The organism is Methylobacterium sp. CM6257, from assembly GCF_054611515.1.
In genome coordinates this window covers 349,999-376,476 of the sequence record NZ_CM137735.1, presented here as the reverse complement: position 1 = coordinate 376,476, position 26,478 = coordinate 349,999, and the positions used below count along the sequence as shown (strand labels likewise).

General features: G+C 66.9%; 16 protein-coding genes and 4 pseudogenes. 11 read left to right on the top strand and 9 right to left on the bottom strand.

Annotated elements, in window-relative coordinates; genetic code table 11:
• Nucleotides 1–248 precede the first annotated feature (248 nt).
• Nucleotides 249–1,287 (bottom strand): annotated as a pseudogene (locus ACYCO6_RS01830) (IS110 family RNA-guided transposase).
• A 574-nt stretch (nucleotides 1,288–1,861) separates the two neighbouring features.
• Between ACYCO6_RS01830 and ACYCO6_RS01825 the strand changes: the two are divergent.
• The 3 genes and pseudogenes from ACYCO6_RS01825 to ACYCO6_RS01815 form a co-directional block, all read left to right on the top strand.
• The gene (locus tag ACYCO6_RS01825) at nucleotides 1,862–2,404 is read left to right on the top strand and encodes a cache domain-containing protein (protein WP_459768774.1); all 543 of its coding nucleotides are present in this window, start codon (nucleotides 1,862–1,864) and stop codon (nucleotides 2,402–2,404) included.
• 461 nt (nucleotides 2,405–2,865) lie between these two features.
• The gene (locus ACYCO6_RS01820) at nucleotides 2,866–3,384 is read left to right on the top strand and encodes a Cache 3/Cache 2 fusion domain-containing protein (protein ID WP_459768772.1); all 519 of its coding nucleotides are present in this window, start codon (nucleotides 2,866–2,868) and stop codon (nucleotides 3,382–3,384) included.
• Between the two features lie 129 nt (nucleotides 3,385–3,513).
• Nucleotides 3,514–3,903: pseudogene (locus ACYCO6_RS01815) on the top strand (transposase); the annotation flags it as partial.
• Nucleotides 3,904–4,346: 443 nt separating this feature from the next.
• Here the strand turns inward: ACYCO6_RS01815 and ACYCO6_RS01810 are convergent.
• Nucleotides 4,347–4,733: a rhodanese-like domain-containing protein gene (locus ACYCO6_RS01810; protein ID WP_459768769.1), complete on the bottom strand. Its 387-nt coding sequence runs from the start codon at nucleotides 4,731–4,733 to the stop codon at nucleotides 4,347–4,349.
• Between the two features lie 289 nt (nucleotides 4,734–5,022).
• Between ACYCO6_RS01810 and ACYCO6_RS01805 the strand changes: the two genes are divergently transcribed.
• The 5 genes from ACYCO6_RS01805 (at nucleotide 5,023) to ACYCO6_RS01785 (ending at nucleotide 13,904) form a co-directional block, all read left to right on the top strand.
• Nucleotides 5,023–7,404, top strand: a complete 2,382-nt coding sequence (locus ACYCO6_RS01805) for a phosphoketolase family protein (protein ID WP_459768767.1) — start codon at nucleotides 5,023–5,025, stop codon at nucleotides 7,402–7,404.
• Nucleotides 7,405–7,670: 266 nt separating this feature from the next.
• Entirely contained in the window at nucleotides 7,671–10,481 is a 2,811-nt protein-coding gene (locus ACYCO6_RS01800) for a cation-translocating P-type ATPase (protein ID WP_459768765.1), read from the top strand.
• Nucleotides 10,478–11,185, top strand: a complete 708-nt coding sequence (locus ACYCO6_RS01795; RefSeq protein WP_459768763.1) for an HAD family hydrolase — start codon at nucleotides 10,478–10,480, stop codon at nucleotides 11,183–11,185. Before ACYCO6_RS01800 ends, ACYCO6_RS01795 begins: the two co-directional genes overlap by 4 nt.
• Nucleotides 11,182–13,494: a glycoside hydrolase family 65 protein gene (locus ACYCO6_RS01790; protein WP_459768761.1), complete on the top strand. Its 2,313-nt coding sequence runs from the start codon at nucleotides 11,182–11,184 to the stop codon at nucleotides 13,492–13,494. Before ACYCO6_RS01795 ends, ACYCO6_RS01790 begins: the two co-directional genes overlap by 4 nt.
• A 113-nt stretch (nucleotides 13,495–13,607) precedes the next feature.
• The gene (locus tag ACYCO6_RS01785) at nucleotides 13,608–13,904 is read left to right on the top strand and encodes a hypothetical protein (protein WP_459768759.1); all 297 of its coding nucleotides are present in this window, start codon (nucleotides 13,608–13,610) and stop codon (nucleotides 13,902–13,904) included.
• A gap of 152 nt (nucleotides 13,905–14,056) precedes the next feature.
• Here the strand turns inward: ACYCO6_RS01785 and ACYCO6_RS01780 are convergent, their stop codons facing one another.
• The 3 genes from ACYCO6_RS01780 to ACYCO6_RS01770 all read right to left on the bottom strand — a co-directional run bounded on the left by ACYCO6_RS01780 (nucleotide 14,057) and on the right by ACYCO6_RS01770 (nucleotide 19,763).
• Complete coding sequence (locus ACYCO6_RS01780) at nucleotides 14,057–17,347, bottom strand: efflux RND transporter permease subunit (RefSeq protein WP_459768757.1); 3,291 nt, start codon at nucleotides 17,345–17,347, stop codon at nucleotides 14,057–14,059.
• A 3-nt stretch (nucleotides 17,348–17,350) separates the two neighbouring features.
• Nucleotides 17,351–18,580: an efflux RND transporter periplasmic adaptor subunit gene (locus ACYCO6_RS01775; protein ID WP_459768755.1), complete on the bottom strand. Its 1,230-nt coding sequence runs from the start codon at nucleotides 18,578–18,580 to the stop codon at nucleotides 17,351–17,353.
• A gap of 340 nt (nucleotides 18,581–18,920) precedes the next feature.
• Nucleotides 18,921–19,763, bottom strand: coding sequence for a universal stress protein (locus ACYCO6_RS01770; RefSeq protein WP_459768753.1), 843 nt, complete (start codon nucleotides 19,761–19,763; stop codon nucleotides 18,921–18,923).
• A 313-nt stretch (nucleotides 19,764–20,076) separates the two neighbouring features.
• On the opposite strand from ACYCO6_RS01770, the gene ACYCO6_RS01765 reads away from it, so the two are divergent.
• From ACYCO6_RS01765 to ACYCO6_RS01755, 3 genes and pseudogenes are all read left to right on the top strand, one after another.
• Nucleotides 20,077–22,407 carry a heavy metal translocating P-type ATPase gene (locus ACYCO6_RS01765; RefSeq protein ID WP_459768751.1) on the top strand — a complete coding sequence of 777 codons (2,331 nt, stop codon included), beginning with the start codon at nucleotides 20,077–20,079 and terminating at the stop codon, nucleotides 22,405–22,407.
• 700 nt (nucleotides 22,408–23,107) lie between these two features.
• A pseudogene (locus ACYCO6_RS01760) lies at nucleotides 23,108–23,194 on the top strand (IS5-like element ISMex42 family transposase); the annotation flags it as partial.
• 261 nt (nucleotides 23,195–23,455) lie between these two features.
• Nucleotides 23,456–24,103: a BON domain-containing protein gene (locus ACYCO6_RS01755; RefSeq protein WP_459768749.1), complete on the top strand. Its 648-nt coding sequence runs from the start codon at nucleotides 23,456–23,458 to the stop codon at nucleotides 24,101–24,103.
• 330 nt (nucleotides 24,104–24,433) lie between these two features.
• Here the strand turns inward: ACYCO6_RS01755 and ACYCO6_RS01750 are convergent.
• From ACYCO6_RS01750 to ACYCO6_RS01735, 4 genes and pseudogenes are all read right to left on the bottom strand, one after another.
• Nucleotides 24,434–24,739: pseudogene (locus tag ACYCO6_RS01750) on the bottom strand (MBL fold metallo-hydrolase); the annotation flags it as partial.
• A 25-nt stretch (nucleotides 24,740–24,764) separates the two neighbouring features.
• The gene (locus ACYCO6_RS01745) at nucleotides 24,765–25,244 is read right to left on the bottom strand and encodes a thioredoxin domain-containing protein (protein WP_459768747.1); all 480 of its coding nucleotides are present in this window, start codon (nucleotides 25,242–25,244) and stop codon (nucleotides 24,765–24,767) included.
• A 99-nt stretch (nucleotides 25,245–25,343) separates the two neighbouring features.
• Complete coding sequence (locus tag ACYCO6_RS01740) at nucleotides 25,344–26,228, bottom strand: MBL fold metallo-hydrolase (protein WP_459768745.1); 885 nt, start codon at nucleotides 26,226–26,228, stop codon at nucleotides 25,344–25,346.
• 35 nt (nucleotides 26,229–26,263) lie between these two features.
• Entirely contained in the window at nucleotides 26,264–26,476 is a 213-nt protein-coding gene (locus ACYCO6_RS01735; protein ID WP_459768743.1) for a YgaP family membrane protein, read from the bottom strand.
• Nucleotides 26,477–26,478 lie beyond the last annotated feature (2 nt).

The window sequence follows — 26,478 nt, the reverse complement described above, 5'->3', positions numbered from 1 at the left end:
ACCCCTCAAGGTCATGCTCCGGCAACCAGACTAACCACCTGGAGCCGCCCTCATGGGATCTGTTCGCGCGGTCATCGACCGCTGGCCTTGATGGTTTCCGCGGATGAGGTCCCATTCTGCTTGGCGGGCTTCGACGCCCTCGACATTTAGCGGGTTGTCCTCGTCCCCGGTCTGACCAGTGCGCCATCACTTCACAGGGTCCTCGCAACCTCCTTCGCGCGGTACCGCGCTGATCGGTAAGCTCCTCCTCAGACCGCCGCGGTGCCGAGTGGGGGCGTCCGGTAGACCTCGCCCCGGATCATGATGGCCCAGATCGCCCGCGCCGCGCGGTTGGCCATCGCGACCGTGGCGAGGCGGACCGGCTTGCGAGCGAGCAGTGCGTTCAGGCGCGGGTCGGCCGCGCTGGGATGGTGCTTGTTGCGCCGGACGAGCGAGGTCATGCCGGTGACGAGAAGCCGGCGCAGGTACTGGTCGCCCATCTTCGAGATCCGGCCGAGCCGTTCCTTGCCGCCGCTGGAGTTGTTGAGCGGTGTCAAACCCAGCCAGGCCGCAAACTGACGCCCGGAGCGGAAGTGGCTCGGATCAGTGACGGTGGCGGCCAGCGCGGTCGCGCCGAGCAAGCCGACGCCGGGCACGGTGGCGATGCGTCGGGCGAGATCGTTCGAGCGGTACCAGGCCAGCAGGTCGCGTTCGAGCCGGTGGATGCTGTCCTGCACCGCGATCGCCTGCTCGGCCAGGGCGCCGATCACCTTGGCGGCCAGCTTCGGGACCTCGTGCGCCTCACCGGCGATCGCACGCCGTACGAAGGCTAGGGCGTGCGTGAGACCCTTCGGGATATCGATGCCGAACTCGGCCAGCAGCCCGCGGACCATGTTGACCAACTGCGTGCGCTGCCGGACCAGGAGATCGCGCGTCCGATGCAGAGACAAGGCTGATTGCTGCTCGACCGATTTGATCGGCACGAAGCGCATGGTCGGGCGCGTGACAGCCTCGCGAGAAGCGCCTCGGCGTCCGCCGCATCAGTCTTGACCTCCGCTTTACGTACGGCTTGACGTAGGCCGGCGGCATCAGCCGCACCTCGTGACCGAGGGCCGTGAGTTCGCGCGCCCAATGATGGCTCGTGCCGCAAGCTTCCATGCCGATCAGACAGGGCGGGAGCTTGCGGAAGAAGGGCATCACCTGCGCCCGCCTGAGCGCGCGCCGGACGAGAACCTCGCCCGTGCAACTGATGGCGTGCACTTGGAAGACATTCTTGGCCAAGTCGATGCCGACGGTCGTGATCTCCATCGTCGTGGCTCCAAGCTCCTGCTGCATGACAGCACCTTCTTGGCGCCGCAGCGCCGGGAGCGGGAGCCATCCAGCCCATCTGCTTTCGGGATGCCGTCGGAGGCGGCTATACGGCCGCTATGGGCGCAATGCTGAACGTCCGGTCTTGCGCGCGATGGCGATCCGGCGTGACGTAGTCTGGCCGATTGCGGCCCGTCCGCTTCCGAACAGGAAATCGGAAAAGCGGCCGTTGCTGTGATGCCTGCTCACGACCCATAGCAGGCCCTGGAAGGGTCCGCTTCCGGGCGCGTGACGGAGCAGCCCGTAGCGATCGGACCGGGTGGGAAGCAGAAGCTCAGGCGGCGTGTCTCGGATGTCTGGTCTGCTACCGGATGCGGACCTTCGCCGATCGGACGCCCTGGAATGCAGTCCTGAGCGCGTGGACATCATCCTGCGGCAATCCCGCTGACTTGCTGACCATCGGACCACATGCGATGGTCATATACTCGGACGCCCGATAGGACGATGACGCACAATCGTCTCATCCCGCGCCCCTGCTTTCGGTCAGAAGCTCGACCAGCGGCGGGAGGTTGCTATGGCCGTACGGGCGCTGAACTCACATCGTCACTACATCGAGGTGGCGCGAAGGGGCAGCGGCATGTTCAAGATGCTGCTGACATGGCCTGTGTTGCTGGTCCTGACCGCAACATCTCCTGCTCTCGCGCAGAGGAGGTTCCCACCAGCACATGAAGCGGCGGAGATCGAGGCACTCGTCAACAAGGCATCCGACGTTCTGGAGGAACGGGGCAGCAAAGCATTCGCGGATTTCCGGAAGAAGGGCACCCCCTGGCGCTACGCTGATGTCTACCTGTTCGTGGTCGATATGCACGGTGTCGTGTTGTTCAATGCCGCCCGCCCGGACCGCGAGGAACGCGACTTCCTCGACGACCGCGACGCTGACGGGAAGCGGTTCCACAGGGACTTCATCGAAGTCGTCAGCAAGTACGGGGCTGGATGGGTCGATTACATGTTTCCCAAGCCCGGCCAGTCCCACGCCAGCGTGAAGTGGAGCTACGTCTGCGCGACGCGAGTTGACGGCATTGACGCGCTCGTGGGCGCTGGCGTCTATGTCAATTAACACCGCCTTGGTCTCGGACGGAACGGCGACGACACAAGGCCAGCCCATCGGCGCCGATGCAACCTCTTCGAAGGTCTGACATGCTCTCGTAAGCGGTCCCTCGTTGCTAACACACAAGACGACTGCTCAGGGTCGATAGCAGCCGATGAGCTACCCCACTTCGAGGCGGGTAGAGGGTGTCCGACGGCGTACGATAGAGTGCAACCTCAGCGGACATTCCGCTGTAGGCACGCAGCATCACGGCGCTCGCCGATTGGGCGTTATGGTGCGTTACAATCTGCTTCGATGACCAAGAACACGAGGACACACAACCCTATCAGCCCTGCCGCACACGTCTAACTGATGGCGGTGTCTCGTCTTATCAAGCAATGCGAACAGGAGTGATTAGAATCCGCGCTTCGGTTCACAGCGCAATCCGAATTGTCGTCACATCGATGTGGCGAAGGCGGAGGGAAACGGTCATGAAGGCATCTCTACTCACTCTGTCACTTTTGGCCGCCCTCGCCGGCGCGGCCGTTCCGATGTCCGCACGCGTCGCCGCCGCCGCCGAGGATGTCCAGACGGCCATGCAGCGCCTGAAGGCGAAGACCGCCGAACTCGGTGCTCCGAGCGTGAAGGGGGAGGATGCCGTCGCCGGAAAGACCGTCCCGGCCCTCTATTTCGGCCAGACCAAGATGAACAACAATTTCGCCGTGGTGGACGCCGTGCAGAAAGACGTGGGCGGGACCGCGACGCTGTTCGTCAAGAGCGGCGGCGAGTTCGTGCGCGTCGCCACGAACGTCAAGAAGGACGACGGCTCGCGCGCGATCGGCACCGTCCTCGACCCGAAGGGAAAAGCCTTCGCGGCGATCACGAAGGGCGAGGCCTATTTCGGTGACGCCGACATTCTGGGCAAGCCCTATACGACGGGCTACGAGCCGATCCGCGATGCCAGCAGCGGCGTCATCGGGGTCTATTATGTCGGATACCCGAAGAAATAGGGCTTGGTGAGCTAGGCCGTGACGCAGCGAAGCATTCCAATAGGGGTTGCCCTAGCGGAACGGTGATGCCTGGAACGGCTACGCTCTGCCCGATCGTTCCGGTAGAGTGGTATTGATTTTTGGAACGCCTCAGATGCCTGCCGGCGGTTGATGACGATCCCCGGCGTCGGTCAGCTCACCGCGCTCGCCTTCGCGGCAGCCGTCGACGATCCTGAGCGCTTTAGGCGTTCCCGCGACGTCGGGCCGTATCTCGGTCTCGTCCCACGGCGTTACCAGTCGGGCGAGGTCGACTACACCGGCAGCATCTCGAAGTGCGGCGACCGACGGGTCAGAACGCTGCTCTACGAGGCTGCCAACGTGATGCTGACGCGCTGCAGACGGCCTCTGAAGCTGAAGGCTTGGGCTCTGGCCATCGCAAAGCGCTCGACGATGCGCAAGGCTCGCATCGCACTCGCGCGCCGGCTGGCGATCATCATGCACGCGATGCTGCGGCAGGGCACCGAGTTCAAGCCCGCGTAAGGGCCGACATCGCGGGACAGGAGGCCGAACCGAGCTCCCGAGCGGGAGCGACGCTCGAGGGAGGGAGTGGAAGACGGCGCCGATTTTGTAGCGTGCGGCCTTGCGCCGACTGCGTTTTCAACCGAGCCGCTCTGCACCCAGCTGACCCCATCAAGTGCCGCACGAGCACGTAGAGAACGCAGGCACCCGAAAGCGTCGAACGCTCTGGATCGAGCTGCCGCCCATTGACCCATTAGAGAACACAATCGGCGCAAAGCCGAACGGCCGGTCCTGCGCGCGCTGGCGATCCGGCGTGACGTAGTCTGGCCGAAAGCGGCTCGTCCGCTTCCGGCGTTCAGACCGCAGAAGCGGACCTTCGTTTCCGACGCTTGTCCCCAGGTGGGGGCTCAAACGCCGAGGATAACCGTTGTAGGGGCCAGGCGCCGGATACAGTTCGCCCGCCGTCAGCTCCGCTCCACTGCCCCGCCTGCCTGCGCCAGCGCCGGGAAGCCCCCGGCGACGTGAGCGACCGGTCCCAACCCCATATCCTTGAGCGTCTTGGCAGCCAGAGCCGAACGGTTGCCGGAGGCGCAGTAGAGGACCAACCTCTTATCGCTCGCGAGCTCGGCCTTGTAGGTCGGGCTCGCCGGGTCAGCCTGGAACTCCAGGAAACCGCGCGGCACGTGGACCGCGCCGGCGATCTTGCCGGTTTTGGTCAGTTCCTCCCCCTCGCGGACATCAACGAACACCGTGTCCGGCTGCCCGAGACGCGCCAGCGCCTCCTCGGCCGACAGCGTCTCCACCGCGCGGCTCGCCTCAGCCACCAGGTCCTTCGCGCTCTTCGTGGTCATGATTGCCTCCGTCACCCGCTCCAAGCCGCGCCGTCGAGCGCGTTCAGCGGGATCTCCAGGTAGCGCTTTCCGTTCGCCTCGGGTTCGGGCAGGCGCCGCAACTACCTGCCCACCGCATTCCTCCATCCTGTATGCGAGAATGGTCGCGGACTGCTGCCAGCACGTGTTCAGAACCAGCCGGTTCAGCCCAACCTTCTGTCGGACTGAGCTTGCGCTTGACCTCGGTCAATGACCGCTCCGGCGTCACGACCTAGCAGCAACGAAACGCCACTCTTCATAAGCGGGTACAATGACCAGCCAGAACACTAAAGTCAGGAATCCCCTTGACTCCGATGAGCTCCGTCGGATTGACGCTTGGTGGAGGGCCGCAAATTATCTCAATGTTGGACAGATCTATCTCAGTGCCAATCCGCTGCTTCGCGAAAGGCTCACGGCCAGTCACATCAAGCCACGTCTTCTCGGCCACTGGGGCACCTCGCCGGGCCTGAATCTAATCTATGTTCACCTGAATCGGTTGATCAAGAAGTACGACCTCGATGCGCTTTATATGGCCGGCCCCGGGCATGGCGGGCCTGCGCTGATCGCCAACGTCTGGCTTGAGGGCAGCTACAGCGAGCACTTCCCTCAGGTCACCCAGGACGAGGCGGGCATGCTGCGCCTGTTCCGGCAGTTCTCCACACCGGGCGGCGTGCCGAGCCACGTCAGTGTGCCGACGCCGGGCTCCATCCATGAGGGCGGGGAACTCGGCTATGTTCTGCTGCACGCCTTCGGGGCCGTAATGGACAATCCGGATCTGCTGGTCACGGCCGTAGTCGGCGACGGAGAAGCCGAGACCGGCCCGCTTGCTGGGAGCTGGAAGAGCATCGATTTCATCAACCCCGCCCGCGACGGTGCCGTTCTGCCGATCCTGCATTTGAACGGCTACAAGATCTCCGGGCCGACCGTCTTAGCTCGGCACAGCGACGAACAGCTCGGCAAATTCTTTGAGGGCCAGGGTTACGAGCCATATTTTGTCGAGGGTGATCAGCCCGCGATGGTTCATCAGACCTTCGCAGCAGTGCTCGAAAGCGCCGTTCTGAGGATCCGCGCCATTCAGCAGTCTGCCAGAAAGGGCAGCATGACAGACCGGCCGATCTGGCCGGTTATCGTGCTCCGCACTCCTAAAGGCTGGACGGGCCCGAAGATGGTGGACGGCGTTCCGGTGGAGGGGACGTTTCGTGCACACCAGGTGCCGGTCTCCGAGGTCAAGACAAATCCCGAGCACCTGCAGATCCTCGAAAGCTGGATGCGTAGCTATAAACCCGAGGAATTATTCGACACACAGGGTCGCTTCCGCGCCGAGTTTGCACAGCTCGCCCCTGAGGGCGCAAGACGCATGGGCTCCAATCCCCACGCTAACGGTGGCAAGCTGACCGTGCCGCTGAATCTCCCGGATTTCACGACCTACGAAGTTAAATTTGAGAGGCGAGCGCGCGAGCGAGTCGGCTCAACGGCTGTCCTAGGTCGGTATCTGCGCGACATCTATAGGAAGAACCCTAATAATTTTCGCCTGTTCTGCCCAGACGAAACCAATTCCAATCGCCTTGGTGCCGTGTTCGACGTCTCCGACCGGTGCCTCGTCAGCGAGACTATGCCAGGCGACGATCACGTCTCGCGCGACGGCCGCGTGGTCGAAGTGCTGAGCGAGCATTGCTGCCACGGCTGGCTTGAAGGTTACACACTGACGGGCCGCCACGGTCTGTTCGCGACCTACGAAGCTTTCGCGATGATTATCGACTCGATGGCGATGCAGCACGGCAAGTGGATCGAGCACGCGAAACGCGTCTCATGGAGGGCTGACATTCCCTCTCTCAACTATCTGCTCACCTCGACGTGCTGGCGCAACGATCACAACGGCTTCAGCCACCAGGGCCCAGGCTTTATCGATACCATCATCCACCGTAAGCCGACGGTCGCGCGGGTCTACTTGCCGGCCGATGCGAACTGCCTCCTATCCGTAGCCGACCATTGCTTCAGGAGCGTCAACTACCTGAACCTCATTGTCATCGACAAACAGCCACAATTCCAGTGGCTGACCATGGAGGAAGCAAAGGGCCATTGCGCAAGAGGCGCGGGCGTTTGGGAGATGTACAGCAACGGGCCCGAGAACCCTGACATCGTCCTCGCGTGCGCGGGCGACATCCCTACACAGGAAACCATTGCGGCTGCCGCCATGCTGCGGCAATACCTGCCCAACCTGAAAGTTCGCGTCGTCAACGTGGTTGATCTCATGCGGCTCTGCCCGATCGATCGGCACCCGCACGGCATGAGTGATGAGGAATTCACCGAACTCTTCACAGAGTCCGCAGATGTCGTGTTCGCGTTCCATGGTTATCCGGGCGTAGTTCACGACCTGCTGCATGGTCGCGTGGCGCACGAACGTTTCCACGTGCGGGGTTACATCGAGGAGGGTACCACAACCACGCCATTCGATATGGTGGTATTAAACAAGATGAGCCGGCTCCATCTGTGTCTCGACGTCCTGCGTTATGTGCCTTCCATACTGACGGACGCTGCTCCGTTGATCCAAAAATGCGATCAACTGCTCTCCGCCCACGATCAATATACGCGCGCCAATTTCGATGATCTTCCAGAAATCAAGGACTGGGCTTGGCCAGCCGTATTCGGGTGAGGCGGTTGACGGCTCAGAGGACGAACTCGGGCCGACGGCCGACTGCTGCCTTGTAGGAGAGTGCGCCTCCCGCTGTGGCGGCGGTGCCGCCGTACCCGCTCGGCTGGGCCTGAGATAACGTAGGACTGGAACAGGAAGTTCGTGATCTCGGCCGGACCAACTAGGGAAAGTTCTTGCTGAGGGCTGAGCCGACTGGTCACCTGAGCATCGCGTCGGACGGGGCTATGATTGGAATGCGGTCATCGGAGATCAGTAGCGCGGGTGACATGCAGAGACCGGCCGAGCCTTACCGTCTCGCTGCCGAAGAGGTCCTCGCGTCTCTGCGCGTCGAGGTCGAGTCCGGACTGAGCATGAGCGAAGCGCGCTCGCGCCTTGGGCGCTGGGGTCGGAACGAGCTGCGCGCCGCGGAGCCCGTGCCGCTGTGGCGCAAACTCCTCGCCCCGTTCACGGATGTCCTCGTCCTCCTGCTCCTCGCCGCAGCGCTCGTCTCCCTCGGCCTGTGGCTTTACGAGCGCGACGCCGCCCTGCCCTACGACGCGCTCGCGATCGTCGCCATCGTGCTCCTCAACGCCGCGATGGGCTATGTCCAGCAGGCGCGCGCCGACCGGGCGGTCGCGGCCCTGCGGCAGATGTCGGCCGCGCAGGCACGGGTCATTCGAGACGGGACGCTCCGGACCGTCCCGGCGGCGGAACTCGTCCCGGGCGACATGATCCACCTCGAGGAGGGCGATACGGTCCCGGCCGATGCACGGCTGATCCAGACAAGTCTGCTGCAGACGGCGGAAGCCGTCCTGACGGGCGAGAGCCTGCCGGTGTTCAAGGACGTCGCGGCCCTCGCGGGTCCGGCCGACCTGGGCAGCCGCCGCAACATGGTCTTCAGCGGGACCGCGATCACCTACGGCCGGGGGCTGGCGGTCGTGACGGCGACCGGCATGCGGTCTGAGATCGGACGCGTCGCCGCGATGCTGCAGGATGCGCCGGACGAGAGCACCCCGCTGCAGGTCGAACTGGATCGCGTCGGCAAGCGCCTCGGGCTCGCGGTCATCGGCGTCGCGGTCGTCCTGATCGCGGTCATCCTCATCGTCGCGGATGTCCGAGGCGTCCACGCCCTCCTCGGTGTGCTCATCCTGGGCGTGGCTCTGGCGGTCGCGGCGGTTCCGGAAGGTCTCCCGACGATCGTCACCGCCGCTCTGTCCCACGGCGTGCAGCGCATGGCGGCGCGGAACGCGATCGTGCGGCGCCTGTCGGCGGTGGAGACACTCGGTTCGGCCGATGTGATCGCGTCCGACAAGACCGGGACGCTGACCAGGAACGAGATGACCGTGCGCGCGATCGTGACGGCGGCCGGGCGCGCCGAGGTCGGCGGCAGCGGCTACGTCCCTGTCGGACGGTTCAGCCGGGCCGGCGGCGATCTCGGCGCAGCGCAGCGGTCCGAGGTGGAGCAGGCCCTCCTCGCCGGTCTGCTGGCCAACAACGCCGTCCTGCAGGAGCGCGACGGGCGCTGGACCGTTCAGGGCGATCCGACCGAAGGGGCGCTCGTCGTGGTCGCCCGCAAGGCGGGGCTTGAGGACGGCGCGACGGCGCGCCGCTCCACACGCATCGCCGAGATCCCGTTCTCGTCGGAGCGCAGACTGATGAGCACCGTGTCCCGCGATGGCGAGCGGGACGCGCACCTGTTCGTGTGGACGAAGGGCGCACCGGACAGCGTCCTGGCGCGCTGTTCGGAGGAGTTCGCCGACGGCCGCGTCCGCGCGCTGACGCCCGCGCGCCGGAGCGCCATCTTGGCGGAGAACGAGGTTCTGGCCGGCGAAGGTCTGCGGAGCCTCGGGGTCGCCTCCCGGCGCCTGTCGCGGGACGGCGTCGACCCTGCGGCGCTGGACGGGCGCATCGAGCAGGATCTCGTCTTCCTCGGCCTGATCGGCATGGCCGACCCGCCGCGCCCCGAGGCGCGCGCGGCGGTCGCGCAGGCCCGGGCGGCCGGGATCCGCCCGATCATGATCACGGGCGACCACCCGGGGACCGCGTCGGCGATCGCCGCCGAACTCGGACTCGCCACCGGAGCGCGCGCCGTCACGGGCGCCGAGCTCGAGACCCTCTCGGACGAGGCCCTGGATGCGACCGTGCGCACCGTATCGGTCTACGCGCGCGTCAGTCCCGAGCACAAGCTGAGGATCGTGCGGGCGCTCCAGCGCAACGGCCTGACCGTGGCCATGACGGGCGACGGCGTGAACGACGCGCCCGCCCTGAAGGCCGCCGATATCGGCGTCGCCATGGGCCTGACCGGCACGGATGTGTCGCGGGAAGCCGCCGACATCGTGCTCGCCGACGACAACTTCGCCACGATCGTGGCGGCGGTCGAGGAAGGACGCGCGATCTTCGACAACATCCGCAAGTTCCTGCGCTATCTGCTTTCGTCGAACATCGGTGAAGTCGCGACCATGGTCCTGGGTCTGGTGCTGGCCGGGACCCTCGGGCTCGCCGGTTCGCGGGCCGGCGAGGTCGTGCTGCCCCTGCAGGCGACCCAGATCCTCTGGATCAACTTCGTCACCGACGGAGCGCCGGCTCTCGCCCTCGGGATGGATCCGGCGGACCCGGCGGTGATGCAGCGCCCGCCCCGGCCCCGCGGCGAAGGTGTCCTGTCGCGCCGGATGTGGTGGGACATCGCCCTGGTCGGGCTCGTGACCGCGTGCGGAAGCCTGTTCGTGCTCGATGCCTCCCTGCCTGGGGGCCTCGTCGAAGGGAACGGCACCCTGATCTACGCACAGACCATGACGTTCACGACGCTGGTCCTCTTCCAGCTCTTCAACGCGTTCAACGCCCGCTCCGAGGACGGAAGTGTTCTCGATGGCCTGTTTCGAAACCCCTGGCTCTGGGCCGCGGTGATCCTGTCGCTCCTGCTCCAAGCCGCTGCGGTCCACCTCCCCGTCCTGCAGCGCGCCTTCGCCACCGTGAGCCTGAGCCTCGGCGACTGGGTGGTCTGCCTCGCCGTCGCCAGCTCGGTGCTGGTCTTCGGCGAGATCCGGAAATGGCTGCTGCGCGCGACGCGCCCCTCGGCCGGCGGGAGGGCGACCGGATGACGCCGATCACGCGCCGGCCGAGTGCGCCCGCCTTCATCTTCGACGTCGACGGTGTCCTGCTGGCCTCTCCACATGAACGTACCTGGCGCGCGGCGCTCGCCGGCTCCGCGGATCCCCGGTCCTTCACCATCGTGCTGTATCCGGCGCAGGTCGCCGGCAAGCCCCGGCTGGACGGGACCCGTGCCGCCCTCGCCGCGCTGGGTCTGCCGGATGCCGAGCGCCCCGCGCCAGCCTATGCCGATGCGAAGCAGCTTTGCCTCGAGCGGATCGTCGCGGCCGAAGGTGTGACGGCCTTCCCCGACGCCCTCCGGTTCGTCCGGGCCCTCGCCGACCGCGATTGGGCCCTCGCGGCGGCCTCGTCCTCGAAGAACGCGGAGGCCATGATGCGCGCGGACCGGACGCTGCTCGATGCGTTCGCGGCCCGGGTCTGCGGTCGCGCGCTCCGCCACAGCAAGCCGGACCCCGAGATCTTTCTGCTGGCTGCCGCCGGATTGCGGGTCGCTCCGGCTCGCTGCTTCGTGGCCGAGGACGCCCCTATGGGCATCCGGGCAGCCAGGGCCGGCGGCATGACCGCCATCGGCATCGCCCGCCTCGGCGACGCCGACGGATTGCGGGCGGCGGGAGCCGACCGCGTGGTGACGAGTTTCGACGAGATCCGCGTCGACGATCTCGCGCCGCCCTCCTCGTCGGGAGATGCCGCATGAATGTGGCTGGCACCTTGGCCGAGGACATGGTTTCCGAAGGTGATCCGTCCTGGCTGCTGCGCGAGACCGGATACGAGTTGATGCGGGAGAGCACCTTCGAAACCCGCTTCGCCATCAGCAACGGCTTCCTCGGCGTGCGCGGCGGATTGGCCGCCCATCTCGGAGCCTGCCGGGCCATTCCGCCGCGGTTCTACGTGGCCGGGTTGTTCGACACGCCGACGCCCGACAGCCTCGTTCCGGAACTGGTGCCGGCGCCCGACTGGACGCAGATCAGCATCCTCCTGCCGGACGGCCCGCTCATGCGCTGTCCGGACCGGTCCTCGCGGGCGCTGACCCTCGACATGCGACGGGGTGCCCTGTTCATGGAGGCCCGCCAGACCTGCAATGCCCCGCTCGAAGTCCGACTGCGCTCCCTGCGGCTGGTGTCGCTCCACGCGCGCGCGATCGGAATGCAGGTGATCGAGCTGCGGATCGAGAGCGGCGTCAGCGACCTCACCTTCGAGGCCGCGCTGGGACCGACGGATTTCGAACTCGCCCCGGAACGGGCGGATCTCGATCTCAAGGCGTGGCGAACCTGGCGGTCCGGCCGGAGCCTCGCGATCGCGTCGGCGGCTTCGCTGGAGGTGGACGGTATCGAGCGCCAGCCCGTGGCGCGGGGCGACCTGACCTGGGCTTGGCGCTGGACCGCCGAGCCGGGCCAAGTCGTGACCTTCCGGCGCATCGTCGCGGTGACGCGCCACCACGCCACCGACGTCCATGCGGGGGCCCGGGCCCGCAGGGAACTGGCCGCCGCGCGCACCCTCGGCTGGCGCGGCATCCTGGCGCGCCACGAGGCGGCCTGGGCCGAGCGCTGGCGCTGCAGCGACATCCGGGTGACGGGCGACCCGGCCGCGCAGGCGGCCCTGCGCTTCGCCGTCTTCCACCTCATCGGGGCGGCCAACCCGGACGACCCGCACGTCTCCGTCGCCGCCCGCGCCCTCACGGGGGACGATTACCGCGGCCACGTCTTCTGGGACACCGAGATCTTCCTCGTGCCCTTCTACGCGCTGACCTGGCCCGAGGCCGCGCGCACGCTCCTGATGTACCGCTTCCGCACCCTGGACGCGGCCCGCGCCAAGGCCGCCCGGATGGGCTGGCGGGGCGCCCTCTACGCCTGGGAATCGGCCGATACCGGAGCCGAGGTCACGCCGCCTCAGACGGTCGGTCCGGACCGCAAGATCCTGGACATCCTCTGCGGCAGCCAGGAGCAGCATATCAGCGCCGACGTCGCCTACGCGGTCTGGCAATACTGGCAGGCGACCGAGGACGAAGCCTTCCTGCACGAGGCCGGTGCCGAGATCGTCCTGGAGACCGCCCGGTTCTGGGCGAGCCGTGCCGTCCTGGAGGCGGACGGCCTGCGCCACATCCGCGGCGTCATCGGACCTGACGAATACCATGAGCGCGTGGACGACAACGCCTTCACCAACGTCATGGCCCGGTGGAACATCGCGCGCGGCCTAGAGGTCGCGGACCTCCTGCGGGAGCGCTGGCCGGATACGTGGGAGCGGCTCGCGCGGAGCCTCGACCTCGGCGAGCCGGAACTGGCGCACTGGCGCGAGGCGGCGGAGACCATCGCCACTGGTCGCGATTCGGCAACAGGGCTGTACGAGCAATTCGTGGGCTTCTCGACCCTGGAGGTGATCGACTTGAACACCTACGCCGGGCGCTCGGTCCCGATGGACGTGGTTCTGGGGCGCGAACGGACGCAGCGGGCCCAGGTCATCAAGCAGGCTGACGTCGTCGCGCTCCTGGCACTCTTGCCCGACGCCTTCCCCGGCACCAGCGGCGGAACCAACTTCGACCATTACGAGCCCCGGTGCGGGCACGGAAGCTCGCTGAGCCGGGCCATGCACGGCCTCGCGGCCGCACGGCTGGGCCGTTCGGAGGCGGCGCTGGGCTACTTTCATCGCAGCGCGGCGATCGATCTCGCCGACACCCACGTGGCGATCGGCGGCGGCATCCACATCGCGGCCCTCGGGGGCCTGTGGCAGATGGCGATCCTCGGCTTCGCCGGCGTGTCGCTGCGGGCCGACGGCATCGCCTTCGATCCGCGTCTGCCCGAGGCTTGGCACAGCCTCGAGTTCCGGATCCAGTGGCGCGGGCGGGAACTCGCTGTCGCCTTGGACGAGAAGAGCCGTGAGCTTCGCGTCACCCTCGACCGGGGAGATCCCATGACGGTGTTCGCCGGAGGCGCAGCCTTCGTCATCGTGATGGACAGACCCTTGGTCGTCCGGCTACCTGCCGATGCCAAGTCGGGCGCCGGCCGATGAAGCCGCCGGACCTCTGGCGCAGCAGGGATGAAGGGAGCGCGGTCAGAGGCGAAGGTTTCGCGCACGAACGACGCGATCGGCCTCCGGAGGCGTTCGATCTGGAGCGGGGTAGCATGAGCCCGACCGCCGCGGATTGGGATGCGCGGGTCGACCGCCTGACCGGTCGTCTTCCCGGGCGCCTGCGCAACGCGGTCGCGTGGCTGAGAGTGCCGTCGCGGCGGCCGGTGCGATTGGCCGCGGCGCTCGCCCTCATCGCAGGCGGGGTGCTCTCGTTCCTGCCCATCCTCGGCCTCTGGATGCTGCCTCTCGGCCTCGCGCTCCTGAGTGAGGACATCCCGGCACTGAAGCCGCAGCTCGAAATGGCGGCTCAGGCGGGCGAGCGGTTCCTGTCTCGCTTCCGGAAGTCGTGACCAGTCCGAGCGCGCGCCGACGTGTCCCGCTGCCCGACTCCGCTCCGGTGAGCCGGAGCGTGATCGTGTGCGTCCCGCAGACGGCCGAGCGGGACGCTGGATCAAGGCGAGATGCCGAGTTCGTCCCTGGCGTGGGCTCTTCGAGCGCATCCTTATGCCGCCGGTCTCAGGCGCCCTGATGCCGCGCTCGGTACGTCCTCGGCCGGCTTGGCTGTCACCCTGCCGAACCGCGTGTACAGAGCCGGCAGGACCAGGAGCGTCAGCAGCGTCGCACTGACGAGGCCGCCGATGACGACGGTGGCCAGCGGACGCTGCACCTCCGCGCCCGTGCCCGTCGCGAGCGCCATCGGCACGAAACCCAGGGCGGCGACCAGCGCGGTCATGACCACGGGCCGGAGGCGGGTCAGGGCCCCCTCCTGCACGGCTTCCGGAATGCCCATCCCGTTCGCCACCAGCGTGCGGATGTGGTTGAGCAGCACCAAGCCGTTCAGAACCGCCACGCCCGAAAGGGCGATGAAGCCGACGGCCGCCGAAACCGAGAAGGGCATGTCCCGCAGCCACAGGGCCGCCACCCCGCCGGTCAAGGCCATCGGCACCGCACTGAACACGATGGACGCATCCCGGGCAGAGCCCAGGGCGCCGAGCAGCAGGATGAAGATCAGCGCGAAGCAGGCCGGCACCACGATCGTCAGGCGCTGGCGCGCGGCCGTCAGGTTCTCGAACTGCCCGCCCCAACGCACCTCGTAGCCGGCCGGCAGCTTCACCGCGGCGGCGATGCGCGCCTGCGCCTCGGCCACCAGCGAGCCGATGTCGCGGCCGCGCACATTGGCCGTCACCACGACCCTGCGCCGGCCGTTCTCGCGGCTGACCTGGTTCGGTCCCTCCGTGAAGGTGAAGCTCGCCAGCTGCCGCAGGGGCACGCTCAACCCGGTAACCGGCCCGGGTGCCGCCGAAACGCCCGTGCCCGTCCGGCCCTGCGCGACCTGCGAGGCCGGGAGCGGCACCGGAAGGTTCTTCAGCGCCTCGACGTCGCCGCGGACGGTGTCGGCGAGGCGCACCACGATGTTGAACCGACGGTCACCTTGGTAGACCAGCCCGGCATCCTTGCCGCCGACCGCGGTCCCGATCACGTCCTGCACATCGGCCATGCTCAACCCGCGCCGGGCGATCTCCCGCCGGTCGATCTTGATCTCCAGGAACGGAAGACCGACCGCCTCCTCGACCTTCACGTCGGCTGCCCCGTCCAGGCTCCGCAGGATGCCGGCGATCTTGCGGGCGCCCTCGACCATCGGCTCGAACTCCTCGCCGAACACCTTCACCGCGAGGTCGTCGCGCACGCCGGCGATGAGCTCGTTGAAGCGCATCTGGATCGGCTGCGAGAAGCCCAACAGCGTGCCCGGGATCAGCTTCGCTTCCGCCTCCATCCGGCCGATGAGGGACTCCTTGGTTTCCTCCGGATCGGGCCAAGCAATCTGGGGTTTCAGGATGAGGTAGGCATCGCAGGCGTTCGGCGGCATAGGGTCCGCCGCGATGTCTGGCGTGCCGCACCGCGAGTAGACGAAGGCCACCTCGGGGAACTGGCTCATCGCCTCCTCGACGCCGAGCTGCATGGCCTGCGACTGCGAGATGGCCGTCGAGGGGATGCGCCGCGCCTCCAGAACGATGTTCTTCTCGTCGAGAGTCGGGGTGAACTCCTGGCCCAGCCGCGTCGCCAGGACCCCTGCCAGGCAGAGGATGGCGATCGCGCCAGCCACGTAAGTCAGGGGCGCCCGGATCGCGCCGGCGAGCAGCGGCCGATAGGCACTCTTCAGCACCCGAATGAGGGCATTGTCGCCCTCGCTGACCCGGCCGGTGATCACGGCCGCGATCATGGCGGGTACGAAGGTCAGCGATAGAACGAAGGCCGCCCCCAGCGCGATCAGCACTGTCAGCGCCATCGGCGCGAACGTCTTGCCCTCGACCCCGGTGAAGGTCAGCAGCGGCACGTAGACCAGGATGATGATGGCCTGCCCGTAAACGCTCGGTTTGATCATCTCCTCGGCCGAGACGCGGACGGTCTCCAGCCGCTCGTCCGGGGTCAGCTGCCTCCCGAACTTGTGCTGGCGCTCTGCGAGGTGCCGCAAGCTGTTCTCGGAGATGATGACGGCGCCGTCGACGATGAGGCCGAAGTCAAGGGCGCCAAGCGACATCAGATTGGCGCTGATGCGCCCCGCCAGCATGCCGGTGGCCGTCAGCATCATGGCCACTGGAATGACCAGCGCCGTGATGATCGCCGCGCGAATGTTGCCGAGGGCCAAGAACAGCACCGCGACGACCAGCAGCGCCCCTTCCGCGAGGTTCTTGGCCACCGTCTTGACCGTTGCATCGACAAGGTCCGTGCGGCTGAGCAGTGTCTGGGCCTGGATGCCTGGCGGGAGCAGCCGATTGATCTCCTTGATCTTTGCGGCGGCTGCCGCCGCGACCGTGCGGCTGTTCTCGCCGATCAGCATGAGCGCGGTGCCCAGCACCACCTCGTGCCCGTTCTCGCTGGCCGAGCCGGTCCGGAGCTCCCGTCCGAGTCCGACCGCCGCGACATCCCGGACCAGGATGGGCACGCCGTTGCGGGTGGCCACCACGATCTCGCGGATCTGGTCGATGGTCTCGATCAGCCCGCCGGCCCGGACGACATAGCCCTCGCCGTTACGCTCGACGTAGTTCGCCCCGCGGGTCACATTGTTGGCTGCGATGGCCCGCGTGAGGTCGGCGAAGGACAGGCCGTAGCCGACGAGCTTCATCGGGTCGGGTTGGACTTGATACTCCTTCACGAAACCGCCAACGGCGTCGGCCCCCGCCACCCCCAGCACGCTCTTCATCTGCGGCCGGACGATCCAATCCTGGACCGTGCGCAGATAGACCGCGCGTTCGAAGTCCGAATTCAGCCGCTCGCCCTCAGGCGTCAGATAGCTGCCGTCCGGCTGCCAGCCGGGCTGGCCTTCCCGGACGGGCGATCCCTCGCCGGGCGGTCGGTATTCGACGGCCCACCAGTAGATCTCGCCGAGGCCGGTCGAGATCGGCCCGAGCCGAACCTCGACCCCGGGGGGCAGTGTGCCGCGCACCTCGACCAGCCGCTCGTTCACTTGGCTCCGGGCGAAGTAGACATCGACCCGGTCGCTGAAGACGGCGGTGAGCTGGGCAAACCCATTGCGCGAGAAGCTGCGCATACTCTCCAGGCCCGGCGTGCCGGCGAGCGCCCGCTCGACCAGGACCGTGACCTGCTTCTCGACTTCGACCGGCGTCAGCGCCGGCGCGATGACGTTGATCTGCACCTGGTTGTTCGTGACGTCTGGGACCGCGTCGATGGGCAGCCGTGTGAGCGACCAGGCGCCGAAGGCGGCCGCGATGAGCGTGACCAAAATGACCGCGTAGCGATTGGCGACAGAGAAGGCGAGGACCGAGCGGATCATGGCTCAGTCCTCCGCCGCGACCTTGCCGAGCTCGGATTTGAGCGTGAAGGTGTTGGCCACCGCGATGACCTCTCCCGGCTCCAGCCCCGCCGTCACCTCGACGCCGTCATCGTCCGACCGGCCGAGCCTGACCGGCCGCGTCTCGAAGCCCTCCGCCACCCGCACGAAGACGCTCGGCTTGCCCTCCAGGGTCTGGATGGCTGTCGCGGGGATGAGGACCCGAATGGGCTTGTCTGAGATCGCGATCTCGGCGGCCACGAAGGAGCCGGGCCGCCAGATCTCGTCCGGATTGGGCAGCGCCGCGACGACCCGCGCCGCGCGCGTCGTCTGATCGAGGACGGGCACGATGATGACGATGCGACCGCGAGCCGCTTCGCCGGTGGCGTCCGCCCGCACCACCACGGTCTGGCCCTCGCGGACCAGCGGCAGGTCGCTGGGGCTCACCGCGAGATCGATCCAGACGGTCGACAGGTCGACGACGCTGTAGAGCTCGGTCTCCAGGTTGTCCCGGCCGACAGCCGCCCCGAGGTCGACGCGCCGTTCCACCACTTTGCCGCTGAGCGGCGAGCGAATCTCCTGGCGCTCGAATTGAGCCTCCGGCTGGTTCGGCAACGCCTGGATCTCGGCTTGGCTGAGGCCGAGAAAGGTCAGCTTGCGGCGGGCCGCGTCCTCCTTGACCTTCAAGTCCTGATAGCTCGCCTGCGAGCGCAGGTACTGCTGCTCGGACGAGACGCGCTTGTCCCAGAGCTCCTTGTCGCGCTCGTACAGGGTCTTCTGCAGCGCGGCCGTCACCCGCGCCGCCAGGTACTCGCCCTTGGCATCGGCAATCTCGCGGCTGTCGAGCAGGGCGACCACCTCGCCCTTGGCGACCTTGTCGCCGAGCCCTTTGCGCAGCTCGACCACCGTGCCGGTCGTCTTCACCGCGATCCGGGCGGTGCCGTCGGCGCTCGGGACGATGGTGCCCGGGACATGCAGGTGACGCGAGAGGCGCCCCTCGCCGACCGGGGACACGCGGATCCTGGCCGTCGTGACCTGATCGGCGGTCAGGCGAACCAGCCTGGGCCGTTCCGGCTCAGGACCGGCCGCCGGCGAGACCTCGGGATGTGCGATCGTGGGCTCGTGCTGCGGGCCGGTCAGCAGGGCCCGCAGTGCGTCGGGGGCGGCGGGCCACCACGTCGCGACGAGGAAGCCGCCGACGACGGCCAGCAGCACGATGGGAAGATGCTTGAGCATGTCTGTGTCATGGGCGGCGGCGCACGCGCGAGCGTGGTCTCAGTGCCGGTGTTTGAGGAAGGTTAGCTGCCCTCATTACGAGCGCCGCCAGCGATGAGGTCGGCCGTCGGTTCAGCTAAACTTAGACTGACCCGGCCCGGGTGATCGCACCTTGATGTTGATCAAGCGCAGAGGGCCGCTGGACCGAAGTTGAGATCCTCTGTGCGCGGCCCATGTCCAGCAGTCAGGAGGTCACAGGATCATTCATCGCGTTCGATTCGAGAGCACTTCTTAAGGCTCCCGATTGCCTTGAACTTTATCCCTGCACAAGGCAGCGCGACACGGGCTTTATGAGAGCCTCTTAGCGGGACAGGAAGAGGGGCACGGGACAGGATCGGAGCAGGGCCTGTGTGACTCCGCCCCAGACCAGTTCGCGCAGGCGCGAATGGACGAAAGCGCCCATCACGATCATGTCGGCGCACGACAGCGTTGCGTGCTTGCGCAGCGTCTCGGCCACGTCCCCGTCCTCGGCCACGAGGTCCACGACCGTGACCGGAACATCGTGATGCGCCAGCGACGGCGCGATCTCGACGCCCGGCAGGGACTCGGACAAATCCTTCTCCCCCATAACCGAGACGATCTCGACGGCATCCGCCTGCCTGAGGAACGGCAGGGCGTCATGCAGGGCCCGGGTCGCCTGCGCGCTGCCGTCCCAGGCCACGAGGATCCGCCGTGCCGTAAAGGTGCCGCTGGCGCGCGGAACGACGATCAAGGGCCGGCCGCTATCGAACAGGAGCGCTTCGATCAGCCCGCGGTCGCCGGTCATAGCGTCTGGCTCGGCATCGATCACGGCGAGATCATGCAGACGCGACTGCCAGCGAAAACTTCCCAGGAGATCGGAGTAAGCGAGATGCGGTGTCTCTGTGGTGCAGACGACGCCCCCCGAGGCGGCGTTGCCCCGGGCCTGTTCAGCCGTTCGTTCGGCCAAGACGCGCAGCCTTCGGTTCTCGTCGGCAACCAGTTCCCTGACCAAGCTGCTGATCCAGGCATGCGGCAGGACGAGCTTGACGGAAGCCGCTTGCAGGGTGACGCGCGCGCCGGCCTGCTCGGCGAGCGAGAGGCCGTAGGCGAGAGCGTCCGAGGACGCCTCGGTCCCGAGCTGCTCCGTCACGCAGATCAGGATGTTCCTGAGATTCGAGATCATGGTGCCCCGCTTTTCGAGCGGACATTCTCGGATCTGCCGTCCCGAGCGCATTGAGGCCGATCAAACGCAGTGGTGGTTCCCGGCCTCTGGCCAGAAGCTGCTCTCGGCTGCTCGGGACGCTTCACTTGCCGCGATCATGTTCGACACCGTCACCTCCCATCAGGTGCCGATACCCTCTTGCTCTGGATCAATGCCCTGTCGGGACGACAGGATAGGCGTGCGATGATGCTGCGGACGGCCGTCGCGAGGATCTTGCGGAGCGGCGCGGGACGAGGCGGTTCGACGACGTCACCGAACGGAGGCTGACCCGGGCATGGCCGAATACAAGCGCGCGCTCAATCTGGCACTTCTTGGTCTGGCCCTTGCCGGATTGATCGGTGGGTTGGTCGCCCGGAGCTTTGATCGTGACGAGTGGGCGGCCTGGATATTTCTAGCCGGTACCGGCCCTGTGCTCGTCGCCGTCCTCGCCGACAGCGTCGCGAGTCTGGTGCGTCGGGAGGTCGGGCTCGACATCATCGCCCTTCTCTCCATCGGCGGTGCGCTCCTGCTCCAGGAATATGTCGCGGCCGCCGTCATCGGACTGATGCTGTCGGGCGGCAGGGCACTGGAGGACTTCGCGGACGTGCGGGCGCGCCGCGAGATGTCCGCGCTCCTGTCCCGCGTTCCGCGCACCGCCAGCCGCTACGACGACGGGCAGATCGCGAGCGTGCCGCTCGACGCCGTGCGCGTCGGCGATCGCCTCCTCGTGCGAGCCGGCGAGGCGGTGCCCGTCGACGGATATCTTGCGGCGGGCACGGCCGTGCTCGACGAGGCCGCGCTCACGGGGGAGCCTCTGCCGGCACGACGACTTCAGGGCGAGCACCTGCGCAGCGGCAGCGTCAATGCCGGCGGCCCTTTCGACCTGACCGCAACGGCGACCGCGGCCGACAGTACGTTTGCGGGGATCGTCCGTTTGGTCCGAGCGGCCCAGGAAGCCAAGGCGCCGTCGGCCCGGCTCGCCGACCGGGCGGCCTTCGTGTTCACGCCGCTCACGGTCGCGCTCGCCGGGGCCGCCTGGGCCTGGAGCAACGATCCTGTGCGCGGCCTCGCGGTCCTGGTCGTCGCGACGCCCTGTCCGCTGATCCTGGCCGTTCCGGTCGCCATCGTCTCGGGTCTGTCGCGCTGCGCCGGGCGTGGCGTCTTGGTCAAGGGTGGTGGCGCCCTGGAGCAGCTGGCGCGGCTGCGGACGCTGTTCCTCGACAAGACCGGGACGCTGACCGGCGGCCGGGCGCGCGTCGCCGCCATCGAGACCGAGGCGGGCGTGGGGAGCGATGAGGTTCTGCGCCTGGCCGCAAGCCTCGACCAACTCTCGCAGCACGTCATCGCCGACGCGATCGTGGAAGCCGCTCGCGGCCGGACCTTGCCGCTCGGTCTTCCGTCTCACGTGGAGGAGGAGCCCGGAGCGGGGCTAACGGGTGTTCTGGAGGGCCGCCGCGTCTCGGTGGGGAGCTACGCGTATGTGTCGGCCCGGGCCGAGCGCTCCGACTGGAGCACGCAGTTCCTGAAGCGGATGGGCTATGAAGGGGCAACGGGGGCCTTCGTCGCGGCAGATGGGCAGATGCTGGGCGCCATCCTGCTCGCCGACGAGATCCGCGCGGATTCTGCGCGCGCCCTGCGCCTTCTGCGCCGGGCCGGGATCGAGCGCACCGTGATGCTCACGGGGGACCGGCGCGACGTCGCCGAGCGGATCGGCGCGGCACTTGGCGTGGACGAGGTCCGGGCCGAGCTGCAACCGCAGGACAAGCTCCTCGCCATCGCTGAGGCGAAGGCGGAGGGTGTCTGCGCAATGGTCGGCGACGGGGTGAACGACGCCCCTGCTCTGGCCGCCGCGGATGTCGGGATCGCCATGGGAGCGCGCGGCTCGGGGGCCTCTTCGGAGGCGGCTTCCGTTGTCCTGCTGGTCGACCGCCTCGACCGCCTTGCGGATGCACTCGCCATCGCCCAGGGCGCACGGCGTATCGCCCTTCAGAGCGTCTGGATCGGGATGGGACTGTCCATCGCCGCCATGGTCGTGGCAGCGCTCGGCTTCCTGCCTCCTGTCGCTGGGGCGCTGCTACAGGAACTCATCGACGTTGCCGCCATCCTGAACGCGCTGCGGGTGCTGCGGGTGCGCATCCCCGGACATCCGCGTGTCAGCCTGCCCATCGCCGAGGTTGCGCGACTGAGAGAGGAGCACGAGCGTCTCGCGGGACCTCTCGCGCGCGTGCGTGCGGTTGCAGATCAGCTGGCGACCCTTCCGCCCGCCGAGGCGGTCGTGGCGCTCGGGACAGTTGAAAACCTCGTGCGGGAACAGTTGCTGCGGCATGAGCAGGAGGATGACGCGCAGCTCTACCCAAGGATCGAGCGGGCCCTCGGCGGTGATGATCCAATCGCAGCCATGCACCGAACCCATCGCGAGGTGCAGGAATTGGGCATCCTGTTGAGCCGTATGGTAGCGGACCTGCCGCCGGACGGCCTCGACCCCACGACGATGAACGAATTCCGGCGCGTGCTCTACGGCCTCGACGCGATCCTGCGCCTGCACTTCGCTCAGGAGGATGAGCTGTATCATGGCCTGGCCAGCACCCGAGCGGTCCAAACCGAGCCGCAAGCGGCACCGGCCTGATCCCGGGGCTGTGACCGCGGCGCTTCATCCGTCGAACGGGCGAAGGCGTGTCGGCCTGTTGCACCAGGCCGAAGGTCTGCGATGACATAGGTCGCCCCTATAAGCTGAGCTACTGTGACGTCCGCTTCGGAGAAGCCGCGAGGACCGGCTGAGCGGCCGAGATGGGCGCAAAGCGGCACGTCCGCTTCCGAACGTTGAGCCAAGGCGCGCTTTGACGCAACTTAGCTGTTGAGTTCCGCGTGTCATCCTTCCGCGGCTCGCACCAAGTCCGTAACGGCAGCGCGTCATTCCAGGCGCCAAAGATCACCTTGTGCGCCGACACCCTAATGGTCCGGACTTGGCGGCTCCTCGTGGCTCGCAGCCTCAAGCCACGGTTCATCTTCGACAGCCCGCCAGAGATCTGAGCGACGTCGCTAAACTTCTCGCCCCCGCCGCGAAGCTGTCTCATGGGCAGCCGCGGAGTAGGTCATGATGGGGTGCAAGGCGATCGGTGTCATCGCGCGAGAGGTTCTCAGCAAAGGCCGCAAGGGGCTCGCCCTCGGCGGCCTCATCACGCTTGGCCTCACCGGCGCCTACGGGCTGATGCAGGCCCATGGTCAGCATCCGCTATTCGCGGTCACGCCCGGGCAGATGCCGGCCTGTGACAGCCCGGTGACCCCTTCCACCAAACCTGACGGAGAACCACTCAGTGGGGGCCGATCAGGCGGTTACCACGCGGTACGAGAAAACCGCCGCCAGCTTCACCGGCGTCCTCTGCCTCGCCGCAGCCCTCGATCACCTTAGGTGACGACAGACCCTAACATTTCTAAATATTATAAAAGCACTTTTAAGAGGTAGATCATTATTGATTTTGGCTACAAAGGTATTAGTCAGCACAGATATTTAGCTCTTCGGCACGAAATGCGACGCTCACGTCTCCGTAATGCGACAGATGCACGTGTTTGCGCCAGATCAATGTGCTAGTCAGTCCCGCGGCGACTATGGTCGGGATTATAGTGAGGCGGCCACTTATGTAGCTTGGCTGTCAGGTCAACAACGGGAGGTCAACGTGAGCGATAAAACAATTCAGCAGCACGTTATAGACGAGCTGGCCTTCGATCCCAGAATTGATGCGGCGAACATAGGCGTGACCGTGGACGATGGCGTAGTCACACTCAGTGGGCACGTGGATAGCTACTCGGAACGCTACAATGCCGAACAGGCCGCGAAAAGGGTGAAGGGTGTGCGGGCAGTGGTCTTGCACCTCGATATCCGTACTCCCTCCGCACCACGACCGAAAGACGAAGACCTCGCTCACCGAGCTATCCAGATCTTGGACTGGAACGTACAGGTGCCAAGAGACGCTATCCAGGTCAAAGTCGATGCGGGCCAAGTCACACTCAGCGGCAAGGTCGAATGGCATTTCCAGAAAAGCGCAGCCGAAGCCGCCGTTCGACGACTCTCCGGCGTTACCGGGCTCATCAACCTGATCGCGATTCAACCGACGGCGACAGCTCCCGCCATTCGCGAGAAGATCCTGGCCGCCTTGAAGCGTGACGCCGAACTTGAGGCAGACGGAATAAACGTCAAAGTCGATGGAACGAGGGTTACGCTTGAAGGCCGTGTGCATGCATGGCACGAGCGTGAAGTCGTCGAACGCGCCGCCTGGGCTGCGCCGGGAGTCACGGTCGTCGAAGACCGCTTGGCTTTAGCTTGAGGGAAAGCGGCAGGGGCGACGTTGAACTGCATCCGGTCTCCAACCGATTTACGGTTGGTGACCGCGGGCAGTTCATGATGGCCGAAAGGTCATTGTCATCGACTGCAAGCCCGGGCCGGCAAGCCGCCGTCCAGTAGAACCCGGGCCCATATGAGCCGATCATCCCAAGCCTCGCTTGGTGGCCGGTCCTAGGCGATCAGTCTTTGACTTGGGCTTCCTCACGTCCTGTCTGCAGGCGGATCCCGATGCACTCGGGCGGAGGCGACGGAGGGACAGCGATGCTAGCCGAACAGACCGACGGCCTGTCAGTCCGCGTGGAACCCTGCTCGGCTCGGGTTCGGGCAGGCGGCCGCCCCTTATGTTGACCTGCAGCGAAGGCAGGATGAGCTTCGGCATCGGCAGCTCACGGTCGCGCGCCTCGCGCATCCGCACGAACGCCTCCTCGGTCCCGGTCTCCGTCAGGTGCTTGTTCTCGTCCCGCTGCCGCGCGACGGTGCTCTCCCACGCCGCCGCGCGCCCGCCCGGGCGATAGTCGTGTCCGGTGAACAGCCGCGTCTCGTCCGGCAGCGCGAGGATGCGCTGGATGCTGCGCCAGAGCACGTGCGCGTCGCCGCCCGGGAAATCGGCCCGTGACGAGACCCTGCCCGTTCCGATCCCGCACCTATCGGGCGCCATCAGCGGCTCGGCTGCTCGTCGAGCCACCCATCTGGGTACGGGTCCAGGCGACGATACGCGTGGTGTCCATAGCGCCCGTGGTGCGCGCCAGGATGCGGCCCCGCTGAATCAGGAACAAGGCCGGGATGCCGCGCACTCCAAGGCGCGAGGCCACGCCCGGCACCGTGTCCGAGTTCAGCTTGAGCAGCCGGACCTCGGGTTCAAGCAGGCTTGCGGCGCGCTCGAAGGCTGGTGCCATGGCTTGGCAGGGCCCGCACCATGGAGCCCAAACATCGATCAGGAGCGGGATATCATCACGGCTGCGGTGCTTCTCGAAGGCAGCCTCGTCGACCGCGATCGGCCGCCCCTCGAAAAGCTGCCGATGGCAAGCCCCGCATCGCGCCACCAGCGCGGGGCGGTCGTCGGGGACCCGATTCGTCTTCGTGCAATGTGGGCACACGACGTGCCGCGCCCCATCCGAGCCCATCGCCAACTCCCTGAAGCATGGAGGGTGGGTCAACCTCCGGACCGTACCTGATCGGGAGCCGCGGCGCGGATCCGCCGCGGCCATCCTCAAGATCGCGCCTCAGACTGCCGCCTCGGCACCGCCTCTGAGCTTCACGGGAATAGTCAGGTAATGCACCCCATTGGCCTCCGCCGGCGGGAACTTGCCGGCGCGGATGTTCACCTGGATCGAGGGCAACAACAAGCGCGGCGCGGCGAGGGTGGCGTCGCGCGCCGTGCGCATCGCCGCAAAGTCCTCCTCGGTCACGCCCTCCTTCACGTGGATGTTGTTCGCACGCTGCTCCCCCACCGTCGTCTCCCATGCGTAGACGTCACGCCCGGGGGCCTTGTAGTCGTGGCACATGAAGAGCCGCGTCTGCGGCGGCAACGCCAGCAGGCGGCGGATCGAGCGGTAGAGCTTGTGCACATCCCCGCCCGGGAAGTCCGCCCGCGCCGTGCCATAATCCGGCATGAACAGTGTATCGCCGACGAAGACGTTGCCACCGATCTTGTAGCAGATATCGGCAGGGGTGTGGCCCGGCGTGTAGAGCACCTCGACCGAGAGGTCGCCTATGGCGAAGGTCTCGCTGTCGGCGAAGAGACGGTCGAAATCGCTGCCGTCCGTGCGCAGATCCGTCGCGTTGAAGACCGGCCGGAAGATCTTCTGCACCTCCTTGATGTGCTCACCGATGCCAATCTTCGCGCCGGTCTTGGCTTTCACGTACGGCGAGCCGGAGAGGTGGTCGGCATGGGCATGGGTCTCCAGCGTCCAAACCACCGTGTAGCCGGCCTCGGCAGCGGCCTTGAGCATCGCCTCGACCGAGCGGGTGTCGACGCTGCCGCCGTTGTGGTCGTAGTCGAGGACGGGATCGATGAAGGCGGCCTGCTTCGTGTCGGGGTCGGCCACGATGTAACTGACCGTGTTGGTCGGCTCGTCGAAGAAGGCACGGATGATGGGTTCGGGCACAGCGGTTCTCCTTTCAGTCTCCCCAGCGCGTGCGATCAGGTGCCGCGTAGCTGGCGCCGACAGGTGCTGATGCCGAGCAGCCTGTAGGCGGGGCAAAAGCCGACGAGGGCGGTCAGCGCCAGCACGGCGCCGGCGCCGATGGCGACGTAGGTCCAAATGTCCGACAGCATCGCGTAGCCGAACCCGGCGAGGAGCAGGCCGGCGACCAAGCGCAGCACGCGGTCAATGCTGCCGACGTTGGCGATCATGA

Bases quoted from the DNA above. Each gene is read 5' to 3' on its own strand.
- ACYCO6_RS01800 (WP_459768765.1), top strand. From the start codon at position 7,671: ATGCAGAGACCGGCCGAGCCTTACCGTCTCGCTGCCGAAGAGGTCCTC.
- ACYCO6_RS01785 (WP_459768759.1), top strand. From the start codon at position 13,608: ATGAGCCCGACCGCCGCGGATTGGGATGCGCGGGTCGACCGCCTGACC.
- ACYCO6_RS01775 (WP_459768755.1), bottom strand. From the start codon at position 18,580: ATGCTCAAGCATCTTCCCATCGTGCTGCTGGCCGTCGTCGGCGGCTTC.
- ACYCO6_RS01790 (WP_459768761.1), top strand. From the start codon at position 11,182: ATGAATGTGGCTGGCACCTTGGCCGAGGACATGGTTTCCGAAGGTGAT.
- ACYCO6_RS01735 (WP_459768743.1), bottom strand. From the start codon at position 26,476: ATGATCGCCAACGTCGGCAGCATTGACCGCGTGCTGCGCTTGGTCGCC.
- ACYCO6_RS01770 (WP_459768753.1), bottom strand. From the start codon at position 19,763: ATGATCTCGAATCTCAGGAACATCCTGATCTGCGTGACGGAGCAGCTC.
- ACYCO6_RS01810 (WP_459768769.1), bottom strand. From the start codon at position 4,733: ATGACCACGAAGAGCGCGAAGGACCTGGTGGCTGAGGCGAGCCGCGCG.
- ACYCO6_RS01825 (WP_459768774.1), top strand. From the start codon at position 1,862: ATGGCCGTACGGGCGCTGAACTCACATCGTCACTACATCGAGGTGGCG.
- ACYCO6_RS01745 (WP_459768747.1), bottom strand. From the start codon at position 25,244: ATGGGCTCGGATGGGGCGCGGCACGTCGTGTGCCCACATTGCACGAAG.
- ACYCO6_RS01780 (WP_459768757.1), bottom strand. From the start codon at position 17,347: ATGATCCGCTCGGTCCTCGCCTTCTCTGTCGCCAATCGCTACGCGGTC.
- ACYCO6_RS01795 (WP_459768763.1), top strand. From the start codon at position 10,478: ATGACGCCGATCACGCGCCGGCCGAGTGCGCCCGCCTTCATCTTCGAC.
- ACYCO6_RS01765 (WP_459768751.1), top strand. From the start codon at position 20,077: ATGGCCGAATACAAGCGCGCGCTCAATCTGGCACTTCTTGGTCTGGCC.
- ACYCO6_RS01820 (WP_459768772.1), top strand. From the start codon at position 2,866: ATGAAGGCATCTCTACTCACTCTGTCACTTTTGGCCGCCCTCGCCGGC.
- ACYCO6_RS01805 (WP_459768767.1), top strand. From the start codon at position 5,023: ATGACCAGCCAGAACACTAAAGTCAGGAATCCCCTTGACTCCGATGAG.